This window comes from Thermomonospora cellulosilytica (assembly GCF_014138835.1).
GTDB classification, from domain to species: Bacteria; Actinomycetota; Actinomycetes; order Streptosporangiales; family Streptosporangiaceae; genus Thermomonospora; species Thermomonospora amylolytica.
The window spans coordinates 359,271-371,363 of the sequence record NZ_JACJII010000001.1; the positions used below are offsets into that span (position 1 = coordinate 359,271).

A 12,093-nucleotide genomic window follows, 5' to 3' on the forward strand; every position below is an offset into this window, starting at 1 on the left:
TCTCCCGCCCGGCACCGCGCAAGTCCGGTCGGAAGATAGCGGATAAATGGCCCCCACAACTACCTTAACGGACCGCCGGAGGAGCCGCGCACCGGGTGGATTAGCCGGGGGGGGTAACGCCGCTAAGCCCCGCGGGCCACGGAATGCCGACCCGCCGTCAGGCCCGGTGGGATGGGCGATCGGGGCCTCCGGCGGGGTGCGCGGGCCCGCCGCGGCCACGAAATCCGCGGCCCATCCGAACCCGCCGGCGGTCCGGGCGGTTTTCCACTGCCCTGACCAGTTGGCAGCAGAAAAGCTCCGAATGCTAACCGCCGCTCTCGGGGGACCGGCGGGCGTGCGGGACGGCCACCACGACGGTGCCCGCCAGCCGGTCGTGCAGCGCCTGCCGCCGCGTCCCCTCCAGCACCAGGGCGGCGTTGGCGACCCAGAACAGGCCCGCCAGGACCCCCAGCACCGGGACCGGCCGCAGCGCGATCGGCACCGCGTAGACGGCGGACCGCAGCAGCGCGCGGCCCGTCCCCAGCCCCGGCCCGGCGCCGCCCGGCTCGCCGCGCACCCGCAGGCCGGCGAACCGTTTGCCCAGCGTGCGGCCCCACAGCGCGAGCTGGACCGCCTCGTACACCAGCAGCAGCCCGGCCAGGATCGGGACGGTCAGCAGGTCCGCGGTGGCCCGGGGCAGGCCCAGCGGCTCCGAGCGCATCACCAGGGCCACCGGCAGCCCCACCACGAGGGTGTCCACGACCCGGGCCACCAGCCGCTGGGCGGGCTCCGGCGGTGCGTCGTCGTCGAGCATGACCCGATCAGGGAGCGTCGTACTGGTCGTCCTCGGGGCCCACCCGGTCGTCGACGACGACGGTCTGGGCGAAGCGGTCGTGCACCGCCTGGTGCAGCGGCTCGTCCCAGATCGCCCACAGATAGGCCATCACCATGCCTATCGACACCAGCAGCAGCCCGTAGGCGAAGTACTCCCAGACCTTCACCGCAAGGATCAGGAACAGGAACAGGCCGAGCTGGTAGCCGATGTTGTTGACGGCCGCGCGCCAAACCGCCTGCGTCATCGTCATCGGCTCGCCGTCGTCGCGCACGACGCTCATCCCGAGCATCCGCTTGCCGAGCGTATGCCCCCACAACGCCAGCTGGACCGCCTCGTAGAGGAAAGGCAGCACCGCCAGCACCACGAACAGCGTGATGATGATCGGCCAGTTCCACACGCCGCCCTCGGTACGGGTATCGCTGCCGGGCGCGTCCAACCCGATCACGCCCCACGCGATCGGCAGCACGAGCGCGAATCCGAACACCGCCACGAGGGCGTTGTCCATCAGCCGGGCGCCCGCCCGCCGCACAATCGGCGCCAGCGGCAGGCCGCCCGCCGGAACGTGGTCATAACCGCCGTACCCGCCGCCGTGATGGGCCGGGGGCTGCCATTGCGTCTGCGGCGGCCGCTGCCACTGCCCCGGGGGGCTTCCGCCTTGCCAGTGCGGGTTGTAGGGCTGTCCCCCGCGGTACGGGTCGCTCATCGCTTCGGTCACTCCTCCAGGCGTAGCAGCATCCGGGTGTTGCCCAAGGTGTTCGGCTTGACGCGGTCGAGATCGAGGAACTCGGCCACGCCTTCGTCATAAGAACGCAGGAGTTCTTCGTACACCTCTGGCGACACCGGAGTGCCCAGAATCGGGCGGAAGCCGTGACGGCGGAAGAACTCCACTTCGAAGGTAAGGCAGAACACCCTCCGCACGCCGAGTTCCCGTGCGGTTTCCAGCAGCCGGGTCACGATCCGGTGCCCGATGCCGCGGCCGCCGCAGCGCTCGTCGACCGCGACGGAGCGGACCTCGGCGAGGTCCTCCCACATCACGTGCAGGGCACCGCAGCCGACGACGCCGAGCTCGCGGTCGTCGGCCACCCAGAACTCCTGCACGTCCTCGTAGAGGGTCACGGTCGACTTCCGCAGCGTCCGCCCGTCGCCGGCGTACCTGTCGATGAGCCGGCGGATCGCCGGGACGTCGGCCGTTCGCGCCCGCCTGATCGTGACCTCCACGAACAGGGGAGCGTATCGGTCCCGGCGGCCCGCCGTTGTGCCGGTGCCCCGCCGAGCTGGGTCTTCGGACGTTCCTGTTGGCAGGGTCGGCGGACTCCGTTAGTCTGCGACGCTGACATCAGCGCGTCCTGTGCTGAGACCGCCGAGTCCGTCGGGCGCCCCGATGCCCGGCGGAGCCGGGGACCCATCTGATGCCCCTGGGCAGGCAGGAGCGAACGCTCCGTCGGACCCAATGGAGGGTGCGCCCCTGGGGTGAGTCCGCTCCGGCGCCCGGCGCGCCGACCGCGGTAGGGCTCTCCTTGCCCGAACCCGTCAGCTAACCCGGTAGGCGGACCAGGAGAGGAGACCGAGTGGAGTCCATCCGCCCCGAACCCGATCCGCAGGGTCCCCCATCCGCCCCGCGGGACGCGGCCCGTCCGGCCGGGCGAGGAGGCAGACGCCCACCCCGCGCCGCCCGCGGCCGGTGGCGGACCACCGTGCTGGCCGGGCTGGCCGGGACCGTGCTGGCGGCCTCGGCGCTCGTCCCGGCGGGTCCGGCGCACGCCGAGCCGGAGCCCTCCACCAAGGAGCTCACCGACCAGGCGTTCAAGCTCGCCGACCGGCTCGAGCAGCTCACCGAGAAGTACAACGGGCTGAAGGTCCAGCTGTCGCAGGCGCGGCGGGCCGCCCAGGTGGCCGCCGCCAACGCCCGGCGGCAGGAGGAGGCGCTGGAGGAGATCCGCCAGAAGGTCAGCAGCCTGGCGGCCAGCAGCTACATGCAGAACGGCGTGGACCCGGCGGTGGCGATGATCAGCGGCGGCGACCCCCAGCGGGTGCTCGACCAGGCCGCCACCCTGCAGTACTTCTCCACCCAGGAGGGGGTGAAGGTGCAGGGGATGCTGCAGGCCATGCAGGCCGCCCAGCGGGCCCGCAAGTCGGCCGAGAACCGCGCCGCGCAGGTCGAGAAGCTGCGCGCGGATCTGGAACGGCAGCGCAAGGAAGTGACCGAGCTGTACGAGAAGGTCCGCGACCGGGTCGTCAAGCGGGACCCGAGCGCGCTGGCCAAGCTGCCGGTCGTGGGCACCGGGAAGGCCGCCCAGGCGCTGCGGTACGCGATGTCCAAGCTCGGCAAGCCGTACGTGTGGGGGGCCGAGGGGCCGAACGCGTTCGACTGCTCGGGCCTGACGATGTGGGCCTACAAGCAGGTGGGCATCAACCTGCCGCACTACACCGGCAGCCAGTGGAACGCCGGCACGCACATCTCCCGCAGCCAGTTGCAGCCCGGCGACCTGGTGTTCTTCCACTCCGACCTGCACCACATGGGGATGTACGTGGGGGACGGCAAGTTCATCCACGCCCCGCAGACCGGTGACGTGGTCAAGATCTCGTCGCTGGCGGGCCGCCCGTACGCGGGCGCGGTCCGGGTGGCCTGAAGCACTGTGGCCTGAAGCACTGCGGCGGGCGCACCCCGTCGTGCGCCCGCCCGGATCCCCCGTGACGCCGGCCCCGGGCTCCGTGCCCGGCGCCCGTCAGATCAGCTGCCTGCGGGCCGCCCACACGACGGCCTCGATGGGGGTGTTCACGTCCAGCCTGTCGCAGATGGTCCGCAACCGCCGCCGCAGCGTCCGTGCGCTCAGCTCGAGCCGGCGCGCCGCGACATCGGCGGTGACGCCGGTGGCGATCTGGGCGAGCAGCCGGATGTCGTCCTCGCTGAGGCGCGGTTCCTCGGTGCCACGACGTGCGAGTGTGGCCTGTTCCACTCCGTCCTCCCTCGTCCGTGGTGATGACCGCGGGGATGCGGACCCGGCTCGGTCCGGGTGCCGCACAGGTACGGGTAGGCCTTGGTCGGTACGCGCTGGTTGCGGGGTGAGGGAGTTGTCGACCGGCCCACAACAGCCGACTGGGTGCGCGTAATGTGCGGTTGTGGGAGAGCGGCGGCGCCGTTCTCCCGGCGGATCAGATGCATCGGAGCGTTCACCGGCTCCGATGTGGCCGAATTCGGCCGATGCCCCCGAGGTGTGGCGCGCGCGGGCGGCGTTGGGTAACCATTCAGGGAGAGGACCCCGCCGGGCCCGTGGCGCCCGCGGCGTGCGGGGAGGACCCGGGCCGGGAGCCGGCGTCCGCCGGGACCCGGGCCGGGTGGTGCCGTACGCGCCGGGGCGGAGGCGGTCGTGTCCGGAATGGGTCATGTCGAGCCTCTTCCGCCCATCCCTTTCCGTGTCCCCGACCACCCGGCGTCGATGATCGGCGCATGGTCATGGTGCGTTACGGCACGGAACGCTAGGCGGCCGGATAGAGGTCGTCAAGCGGGTAAACATGACTCTGTGTAGTCATATGTGCGCCATCCGTCACACCCTGCGACGACCTTCCCGCCGCCGCGGCAGTGACCTGCGCGAACGGTCCGCCGGGGAGGGGCCGGCGAGGGGTCGCACCGCTCCGGACAGGCCCGGGTGAAGGTCACCACCCGGCTCGGTTGAGGCTTTTCCAGACGTCCTCAACTCATTGGATTTCCCGGCCGAAAAATGGTGTCAGGTTTGGCCCGGTATCGCCGGAGCCGGGGACCGGCCCGTGGCCGCCTGCGGGCACGGGCCAGCGGACCGTTCCAAGGAGGGTTTACGGACACCCACTGCGGGGTTGTCCGGACACTGACAGCGGGCGGCCCCGCTCATTCGGGCTTGACGAGCGGGAACAGGATGGTCTCCCGGATGCCCTTGCCGGTGAACGCCATGATCATCCGGTCGATGCCGACGCCCACGCCCCCGGTCGGCGGCATCGCGTACTCCAGCGCCCGCAGGAAGTCCTCGTCGAGCTGCATGGCCTCCGGGTCCCCGCCGGCCGCCAGCAGCGACTGCTCGGTGAGCCGGCGGCGCTGCTCGATCGGGTCGATCAGCTCGCTGTAGGCGGTGCCCAGCTCGGTGCCGAACCCGATCAGGTCCCACTTCTCGGTCAGCAGCGGCTCGTCGCGGTGCTGCCGGGTCAGCGGCGAGGTCTCCAGCGGGTAGTCCATCACGAACGTCGGCTGGACCAGCGTGTGCTCGACCAGCTCCTCGAAGATCTCCTGGACGATCCGGCCCTGCCCCCACTTGGGATCCCAGGTCACGTCCCGGGCGTCGGCCAGCTTGCGCACCTTGTCGATCGGGGTGTGCGGGGTGATCTCCTCGCCGAGGGCCTGCGACACCGCGCCGTACAGGGTGATCCGCGGCCACTCCGCCAGCCCCAGGTCCACCTCCCGGCCGTCGTGCACGACCACGGTGGTGCCCAGCGCCGCCCGCACGGCCCGCTGGTACATCCGCTGGGTCAGGTCGGCCATGTCGTTGTAGTCCAGGTAGGTGCCGTACGCCTCGAGCATCGTGAACTCGGGGTTGTGGGTGGAGTCGGCGCCCTCGTTGCGGAAGTTGCGGTTGATCTCGAAGACCTTGTCGATCCCGCCGACCACCAGCCGCTTGAGGTACAGCTCGATGGCGATCCGCAGGTACAGGTCCATGTCGTAGGCGTTGATGTGCGTCACGAACGGACGCGCCGCCGCCCCGCCGTGGATCGGCTGCAGCATCGGGGTCTCGACCTCGAGGTACCCCTCCTCGTGCCAGAAGTCCCGCACCGCCCGGACGGTGTCGCTGCGCAGCCGGGCCATCCGCCGGGCCTCGTCGTTGACGATCAGGTCCACGTACCGCAGCCGCACCCGGGCCTCCGGGTCGGTCAGCCCGGCGTGCTTGTCCGGCAGCGGGCGCAGGCACTTGGAGGTGATCGCGTACCGGTCGGCCATCACCGACAGCTCGCCGCGCCGGGAGGTGACGACCTCGCCCTCGACCCCGATGTGGTCGCCGAGGTCCACGTCCCGCTTCCAGGAGGCGAGCTGCTCCTCGCCGACCTTGGCCAGCGACAGCATCACCTGGATCTCGCCGGTGCCGTCCTTGATGGTGGCGAAGCACAGTTTGCCGGTGTTGCGCAGCAGCATGACCCGCCCGGCGACACCCACCCGGTCGCCGGTCTCGGTCCCCGGCTCCAGGTCCGGGTACCGTTCCCGGACCTCCGCCAGGGTGTGGGTCCGCGGGAAGTTCACCGGGTACGGGTCGATCCCGCTGTCACGAAGCCGGTCCAGCTTCTCCCGCCGGACCCGCATCTGCTCCGGAAGGTCGTCGTAGTCCTGCTGCGCACTCACGCACGCAAGGCTACCGACCCCGGCACGCCGCCCGTGCAATGTGCGGCCGGTCCGGCCACCCGGGCACGGCCGCCGGCGCGTCAGGATCCGCCGATGTTGCGTTCGTAGATCAGGCGCAGGCCGATCAGGGTCAGCCAGGGCTCGTACACGTCGATGCTGCGGGCCTCGTCGAGGACCAGGGGGGCCAGGCCGCCGGTGGCGACGACGGTCAGCTCGTCGGGGTCGTTGGTCAGCTCCTCCGACATCCGGTCGACCAGGCCGTCGACCTGGCCGGCGAAACCGTGGATGATGCCGGACTGCAGGGCCTCGACGGTGTTCTTGGCGATCACGTTGCGCGGCCGGGCCAGCTCGATCTTGTGCAGCTGGGCGCCGCGGGCCGACAGCGCGTCGATGGAGATCTCGATGCCGGGGGCGATGGCGCCGCCGATGTACTCGTTCTTGGCGGAGACCGCGTCGAACGTGGTGGCGGTGCCGAAGTCGACCACGATCGCCGGGCCGCCGTACAGGTGGATGGCGGCCAGCGCGTTGACGATCCGGTCGGAGCCGACCTCCTTGGGGTTGTCCATCCGGACCGGGACGCCGGTCTTGACGCCGGGCTCCACGATCACCGCGGGCACGTCGCCGTAGTAGCGGCGGCACATCTCCCGCATCTCGTGCAGCACCGAGGGGACCGTCGAGCACACCGCGATGCCGCTGATGTCGGTGTCGGCCAGCAGCGGGCTCTGGCTGATCAGCCCCTGGAAGACGACGGCGATCTCGTCGGCGGTGCGCCGGGCGTCGGTGTTGATCCGCCAGTGCTCGATGACCTCCTCGCCCTCGAACAGGCCGAGCACGGTGTTGGTGTTGCCGACGTCGATGGTGAGCAGCATCAGGTCCCCGCTGATTCAGGAAAAGTCAAGGCCGATGTCGAACGAGCGCGCCGAGTGCGTCAGCGCCCCCACCGCAAGGTAGTCCACACCGGTCACGGCGACGTCTCGGGCCCGGTCCAGGGTGAGGCCGCCGCTGGCCTCCAGCTCGGCCCGGCCCGCCACCAGCCGCACCGCCTCGGTCATCTCCTCGACGGTCATGTTGTCCAGCAGGATCGAGGTCGCCCCGGCCGCCAGTGCCTCCTCGACCTGCGCCAGGGTGTCGCACTCGATCTGGACGTGCAGCGACGGGTACATGGCGCGGACCGCCTCGTACGCCTTGGTCACCGAACCGGCGGCGGCGATGTGGTTGTCCTTGATCAGCGCGGCGTCGTGCAGGCCCATCCGGTGGTTGACGCCGCCGCCGCAGCGCACCGCGTACTTCTGCAGGGCGCGCAGGCCCGGCAGCGTCTTGCGGGTGTCGCGGATCCTCGCGCCGGTGCCCGCGACGGCGTCGACCCAGCGGCGGGTCTCGGTGGCGACGCCGGACAGGTGGGTGAGCAGGTTCAGCGCGATCCGCTCGGCGCGCAGCACCGCGCGGGTCGGCCCGGACACGGTCATCAGGACCTGCCCGGCGATGACCCGTTCGCCGTCGCGGACGTGCGGCACGGCGCGCAGGTCGAGCAGCCCGCAGACGGCGGCGGCCACCGGGAGCCCGGCCACCACGCCGTCCTGCCGTGCGGTGAACTCGCCGCGGGCGGTCTCCTGCGGCCCGAAGATCGGCTCGCTGGTGACGTCCACGTCGCCGTCCTCGGCCAGCGCCCGCCGCGCCAGGTCCTCCACGGCCTGTGGATCCAGCCCGGCGGCGGTGAGCCGCTCCGTGAGCTCCGGTGTCATCGCCCCGCCCCCTATGCCGCGGTCTTCTGGCGCATCGGTTCGTACGCCGTGGTCAGCCCGTCGTCGGCCAGCCTCGTCACAAGATGCCCCTGCCATGCGGAGTCGTCACGGGCGGGGTGGTCCTGGTGCCAGTGGCTGCCGCGGGTCTCGGTGCGCAGCCGGGCGGCGGCCACGATCGCCGAGGCCACGGCGTGCAGGTTGGTGGCCTCCCAGGCCTCGACGCAGGGCTCGTCGCTGGTCCTGCCGGCGAGGGCGGCCAGTTCCCGGGCGGCGGCCTCCAGGCCCTCGGCGCTGCGCAGCACGCCGACGTGGGAGGTCATGATCCGCTGGACGTCCTCGCGCACCGCCGGGTCGAGCAGGCCCTGTGCGCGGGCGTCCGCGCGGGCGGCGGTGAGGGTCCGGTGGGTCAGGGAGACCAGGTCCTCGCCGATGGCCGTGGCGATGCGCTCGCCGAACACCAGGCCCTCCAGCAGGGAGTTGGAGGCCAGGCGGTTGGCCCCGTGCACGCCGGTGCAGGCGACCTCGCCGCACGCGTACAGGCCGGGCAGCGAGGTGCGGCCCCAGGTGTCGGTGCGGACGCCGCCGCTGGCGTAGTGGGCGGCCGGAACGACCGGGATCAGCTCGGTGACCGGGTCGACGCCGTGCTCCCGGCAGGCCGCCAGGATGGTGGGGAAGCGGCGTTCCCACAGCTCGGCGCCGAAGTGCCGGCCGTCGAGGTACATGCAGGACGCGCCGGTCTCGCGCATCCGGCTCATGATGCCCTTGGCGACCACGTCGCGCGGCGCCAGTTCGGCCAGCTCGTGACGGCCGACCATGAAGCGCTCGCCGGTGCGGTCGACCAGGTACGCGCCCTCGCCGCGGACCGCCTCGGAGATCAGCGGCTGCCGGCCTCGGGCGTCCCGCCCCAGCCACAGCACGGTCGGGTGGAACTGCACGAACTCCAGGTCGGTGACCTCGGCCCCGGCGCGCAGGGCCAGCGCCACGCCGTCGCCGGTGGACACCTCGGGGTTGGTGGTGGCGGAGAAGACCTGTCCCAGGCCCCCCGTCGCCAGCACCACGGCCCGCGCCCGCACCGCGCCGACCCCGTCGCGCCGCCCCTCCCCCATGACGTGGAGGGTGACCCCGCAGGCCCGGCCGGTGGCGTCCAGCAGCAGGTCCAGCACGAGGGCGTGCTCGATGACCTCGATCCCGGCCGCCCGGCGAGCCTCCAGCAGGGCGCGGCTGATCTCCGCGCCGGTGGCGTCCCCGCCCGCGTGCGCGATCCGGCGGCGGTGGTGGCCGCCCTCACGGGTCAGCGCCAGCCCGCCGTCCGCGTCCAGGTCGAAGCCCGCGCCCAGCGCGATCAGCCGCCGCACGGCGTCCGGCCCCTCGGTGACCAGGGTCCGCACGGCGTCCTCGTCGCACAGCCCGGCGCCGGCGGTCAGCGTGTCCGCCAGGTGCTCCTCCGGGCTGTCGCCGGGGGCGAGCGCGGCGGCGATCCCGCCCTGCGCCCACCGCGTGGACCCGGCCTCCAGCCGCGCCTTGGTCACCAGCAGCACCCGGCCGGTCCCGTTCCGGGCCGCGGCCAGCGCGGCGACCAGCCCGGCGATGCCGGAGCCGATCACCACCACGTCGGTGTCGACGCTCCAGCCGGGCGCGGGCGCGCGCAGACGTCGAGGGATCATCTCGCCCTCCCTGGGGGATTTTTCGTCATACTGACATTAACCCGTGGGAGACACGGAACGATCCCCGGGGTGCCCGTCAGCGGGCGGCCGGCCAGAACGCGTCGCCGCGGAGCTGGTCGGAGCCGGGGACGGGCTCGGCCGGGTCGTCGCCCAGCGAGATGATCCGGTTGTCGCGGTCGACGTGGACGACGCGGGGCTGGAACGAGCGGGCCTGCTCGTCGGTCATCTGGGCGTAGCTGATGATGATCACCAGGTCGCCGGGGCTGACCAGGCGGGCGGCGGCCCCGTTGATGCCGATCACGCCGCTGCCCCGGGGGCCGGCGATCAGGTAGGTCTCCAGCCGGGCGCCGTTGTCGATGTCGACCACCTGGACCTGCTCGCCGGGCAGCAGGTCGGCGGCGTCCATCAGGTCCTGGTCGATGGTCAGCGACCCCACGTAGTGCAGGTCGGCCTGGGTCACCGTGGCGCGGTGGATCTTCGACTTGAACATGGTGCGGAACATCAGTTCTCCCGGGGCTCGAACTGCAGGGGCATGTTGTCGATCAGGTGGGTGGTGCCGACCTTTCCGGCGACGGCCAGCACGGCCTCGCCGGCGTGGGCCTCGCCGACCTCCTCGAAGGTGGCCGGGTCGACCAGGGCCAGGTAGTCCAGGTGCAGCGGAGGGTCGGCCTCGGCGGCCTCGTCCAGCACGGCCTGCGCGGCGCTGCGCACCGCGGCCGGGCCGTCCGCCGCCCGCTCGACTCCCGCGCGCAGGGCGCGCGACAGGTACCGGGCGGTGACCCGTTCGGCGTCCGACAGGTAGCGGTTGCGGCTGGACAGCGCCAGCCCGTCCGGCTCGCGGACGGTCGGGGCGGCCTCGATCCGCACCGGCACGTCCAGGTCGGCGACCATCCGGCGGATCAGGGCGAGCTGCTGCGCGTCCTTGGCGCCGAAGACCGCCGCGTCCGGGCGGACCTGGTGGAACAACTTCATGACCACCGTGAGCATTCCGTCGAAGTGGCCCGGCCGCGCCGCGCCCTCCACGACCGTGCCCATCCGGCCCGCGCTGAGCCGCACCTCCGGCGTGACCGGGTACATCACCTCCGGCGTCGGCGCCCACACCAGGTCCACGCCCTCGGCCGCGCACATCGCGACGTCGTCGTCGAACGTGCGGGGGTAGCGGTCCAGGTCCTCGTTCGGCCCGAACTGCAGCGGGTTGACGAAGATGCTCACCGCCACCGCGTCGCCCAGCTCCCGCGCCCGGCGGATCAGCGACCGGTGCCCCTCGTGCAGCGCGCCCATCGTCGGGACGAACGCCAGCGCGCCGCGGACCTGCGCGCGGGCGGCGGCCAGCTCCTCCCGCGTGCGGGCGATGACCGGTGTCATGAACGGATTTCCCTTCTGCTCGCGGCCCCGGCCTGGAAACCGCACCGGGGGGTCAGGAGTCGGCCAGCACTTCCAGCAGGCGCGCGGCGTCCTCGGGCCTGAGCAGCCCGGCGGCCAGCGCGCGGTCGGCGGTCAGCCGGGCCATCGCCACGTACGCGCGGGCGCTCTCGGCCGAGACCTTCTCCAGCTCGGCGATGTGCCCGGCGACCGTGCCGGCGTCGCCCCGGGAGACCGGCCCGGTCAGCCCGTTCATGCCGAGCCGCAGCCCGTTGTCCAGCGCCGCCCCCAGCAGCGGCCCGAGCATCTGCGCGGGGTCCCCGACGCCCGCCGCGCGCAGCAGGTCCATCGCCTCGGCCACCAGCGTCACCAGGTGGTTGGCGCCGCCGGCCAGCGCGGCGTGGTAGAGGGTGCGGCGCTCCTCGGGGATCCACACCGGCTCCCCGCCCATCTCCACCACCAGGGCCTCGGCCACCGGCCGCAGCGTCTCCGGGGAGGTCACCCCGAACGAGATCCCGGCCAGCCGGTCCAGGTCGTCGGGGCGTCCCGTGAACGTCATCACCGGATGCAGCGCCAGCGGCAGGGCCCCGGCCCTGAGCGCGGGCTCCAGCACCCGCACGCCGTACCGGCCGCTGGTGTGCACCAGCAGCTTGCCCTGCACCGGAACGCCGGTCGCCACCAGCCCGTTCACCAGCTCCGGCAGCGCGTCGTCGGGAACGGTCAGCAGCACCAGCTCGGCCCCGGCGACCACCTCCTGCGGGGTGGTCACCACCGCGTCGGGCAGCCGCTCGGCGGCCCGCCGCCGCGAGGCGTCCGACACCGCGCTGGCCGCCGCCACCCGGTGCCCGGCCAGCGCGAGCGCCGCGCCCAGGGTCGTGCCGACCCGTCCCGCGCCCACGACGCCCACCGCGAGCCGGGCGGGCCGATCCGCGGGCGCGGTCGACGGCACGTCAGAAGACTCCATGATCGTTCCAGTCCTCCACGGGGTACCGGACGGCACGAGTTTATGGCACTCGCGCGTGCTCATGGTCGCGGCTCCGCCGCGACGGCTCGCGGGCCTTGGACGCGCGGCCGTTCGTCGTCGCGAGCAAGATCGCTCGTTCCTCGCGATCTTGCTCGCTCCTCCTCACGGCCACGCGGCCCGCTCGCGTTGGT

The 12,093-nt window shown here is 72.6% G+C and carries 12 protein-coding genes and 1 riboswitch; of the genes, 1 reads left to right on the top strand and 11 read right to left on the bottom strand.

What is annotated here, in order from left to right:
- Positions 1-304: 304 nt before the first annotated feature.
- Genes HNR21_RS01805 through HNR21_RS01815 form a run of 3 tightly spaced genes read right to left on the bottom strand, consistent with a single transcriptional unit; the run spans position 305 to position 2,032 of the window.
- A complete protein-coding gene (locus HNR21_RS01805) occupies positions 305-793 on the bottom strand; it encodes an RDD family protein (RefSeq protein WP_182703763.1) in 489 nt (162 codons plus the stop codon).
- Between the two features lie 7 nt (positions 794-800).
- Complete coding sequence (locus HNR21_RS01810) at positions 801-1,517, bottom strand: RDD family protein (RefSeq protein ID WP_182703764.1); 717 nt, start codon at positions 1,515-1,517, stop codon at positions 801-803.
- An 8-nt stretch (positions 1,518-1,525) separates the two neighbouring features.
- Entirely contained in the window at positions 1,526-2,032 is a 507-nt protein-coding gene (locus HNR21_RS01815) for an amino-acid N-acetyltransferase (RefSeq protein WP_376766570.1), read from the bottom strand.
- A gap of 130 nt (positions 2,033-2,162) precedes the next feature.
- A riboswitch (cyclic di-AMP (ydaO/yuaA leader) is annotated at positions 2,163-2,379 on the top strand.
- A 3-nt stretch (positions 2,380-2,382) separates the two neighbouring features.
- Between HNR21_RS01815 and HNR21_RS01820 the strand changes: the two genes are divergently transcribed.
- A complete protein-coding gene (locus HNR21_RS01820) occupies positions 2,383-3,444 on the top strand; it encodes a C40 family peptidase (protein ID WP_312880774.1) in 1,062 nt (353 codons plus the stop codon).
- 96 nt (positions 3,445-3,540) lie between these two features.
- Here HNR21_RS01820 and HNR21_RS01825 read toward each other — a convergent pair whose 3' ends face one another.
- From HNR21_RS01825 to HNR21_RS01860, 8 genes are all read right to left on the bottom strand, one after another.
- Positions 3,541-3,771, bottom strand: coding sequence for a LuxR family transcriptional regulator (locus HNR21_RS01825; RefSeq protein WP_119728217.1), 231 nt, complete (start codon positions 3,769-3,771; stop codon positions 3,541-3,543).
- A gap of 905 nt (positions 3,772-4,676) precedes the next feature.
- The gene (gene lysX / locus HNR21_RS01830; RefSeq protein WP_312880775.1) at positions 4,677-6,170 is read right to left on the bottom strand and encodes a bifunctional lysylphosphatidylglycerol synthetase/lysine--tRNA ligase LysX; all 1,494 of its coding nucleotides are present in this window, start codon (positions 6,168-6,170) and stop codon (positions 4,677-4,679) included.
- A gap of 80 nt (positions 6,171-6,250) precedes the next feature.
- A complete protein-coding gene (locus tag HNR21_RS01835; RefSeq protein WP_119728215.1) occupies positions 6,251-7,039 on the bottom strand; it encodes a type III pantothenate kinase in 789 nt (262 codons plus the stop codon).
- Positions 7,040-7,054: 15 nt separating this feature from the next.
- Entirely contained in the window at positions 7,055-7,912 is an 858-nt protein-coding gene (gene nadC, locus HNR21_RS36530; RefSeq protein ID WP_182703766.1) for a carboxylating nicotinate-nucleotide diphosphorylase, read from the bottom strand.
- Positions 7,913-7,923: 11 nt separating this feature from the next.
- The gene (locus HNR21_RS01845; protein WP_182703767.1) at positions 7,924-9,576 is read right to left on the bottom strand and encodes an L-aspartate oxidase; all 1,653 of its coding nucleotides are present in this window, start codon (positions 9,574-9,576) and stop codon (positions 7,924-7,926) included.
- 76 nt (positions 9,577-9,652) lie between these two features.
- Entirely contained in the window at positions 9,653-10,078 is a 426-nt protein-coding gene (panD, locus tag HNR21_RS01850) for an aspartate 1-decarboxylase (RefSeq protein ID WP_119728212.1), read from the bottom strand.
- Positions 10,078-10,941, bottom strand: a complete 864-nt coding sequence (gene panC / locus HNR21_RS01855) for a pantoate--beta-alanine ligase (RefSeq protein ID WP_182703768.1) — start codon at positions 10,939-10,941, stop codon at positions 10,078-10,080. The genes panD and panC overlap by 1 nt, the downstream gene beginning before the upstream one ends.
- Before the next feature lie 52 nt (positions 10,942-10,993).
- Positions 10,994-11,902: a Rossmann-like and DUF2520 domain-containing protein gene (locus tag HNR21_RS01860; RefSeq protein ID WP_182703769.1), complete on the bottom strand. Its 909-nt coding sequence runs from the start codon at positions 11,900-11,902 to the stop codon at positions 10,994-10,996.
- Positions 11,903-12,093 lie beyond the last annotated feature (191 nt).

What these genes read in the sequence shown, in the direction of transcription:
- HNR21_RS01805 (WP_182703763.1), bottom strand. Translation starts at nt 793, where the DNA reads ATGCTCGACGACGACGCACCGCCGGAGCCCGCCCAGCGGCTGGTGGCC.
- HNR21_RS01810 (WP_182703764.1), bottom strand. Translation starts at nt 1,517, where the DNA reads ATGAGCGACCCGTACCGCGGGGGACAGCCCTACAACCCGCACTGGCAA.
- HNR21_RS01835 (WP_119728215.1), bottom strand. Translation starts at nt 7,039, where the DNA reads ATGCTGCTCACCATCGACGTCGGCAACACCAACACCGTGCTCGGCCTG.
- nadC (WP_182703766.1), bottom strand. Translation starts at nt 7,912, where the DNA reads ATGACACCGGAGCTCACGGAGCGGCTCACCGCCGCCGGGCTGGATCCA.
- HNR21_RS01845 (WP_182703767.1), bottom strand. Translation starts at nt 9,576, where the DNA reads ATGATCCCTCGACGTCTGCGCGCGCCCGCGCCCGGCTGGAGCGTCGAC.
- panD (WP_119728212.1), bottom strand. Translation starts at nt 10,078, where the DNA reads ATGTTCCGCACCATGTTCAAGTCGAAGATCCACCGCGCCACGGTGACC.
- panC (WP_182703768.1), bottom strand. Translation starts at nt 10,941, where the DNA reads ATGACACCGGTCATCGCCCGCACGCGGGAGGAGCTGGCCGCCGCCCGC.
- HNR21_RS01860 (WP_182703769.1), bottom strand. Translation starts at nt 11,902, where the DNA reads ATGGAGTCTTCTGACGTGCCGTCGACCGCGCCCGCGGATCGGCCCGCC.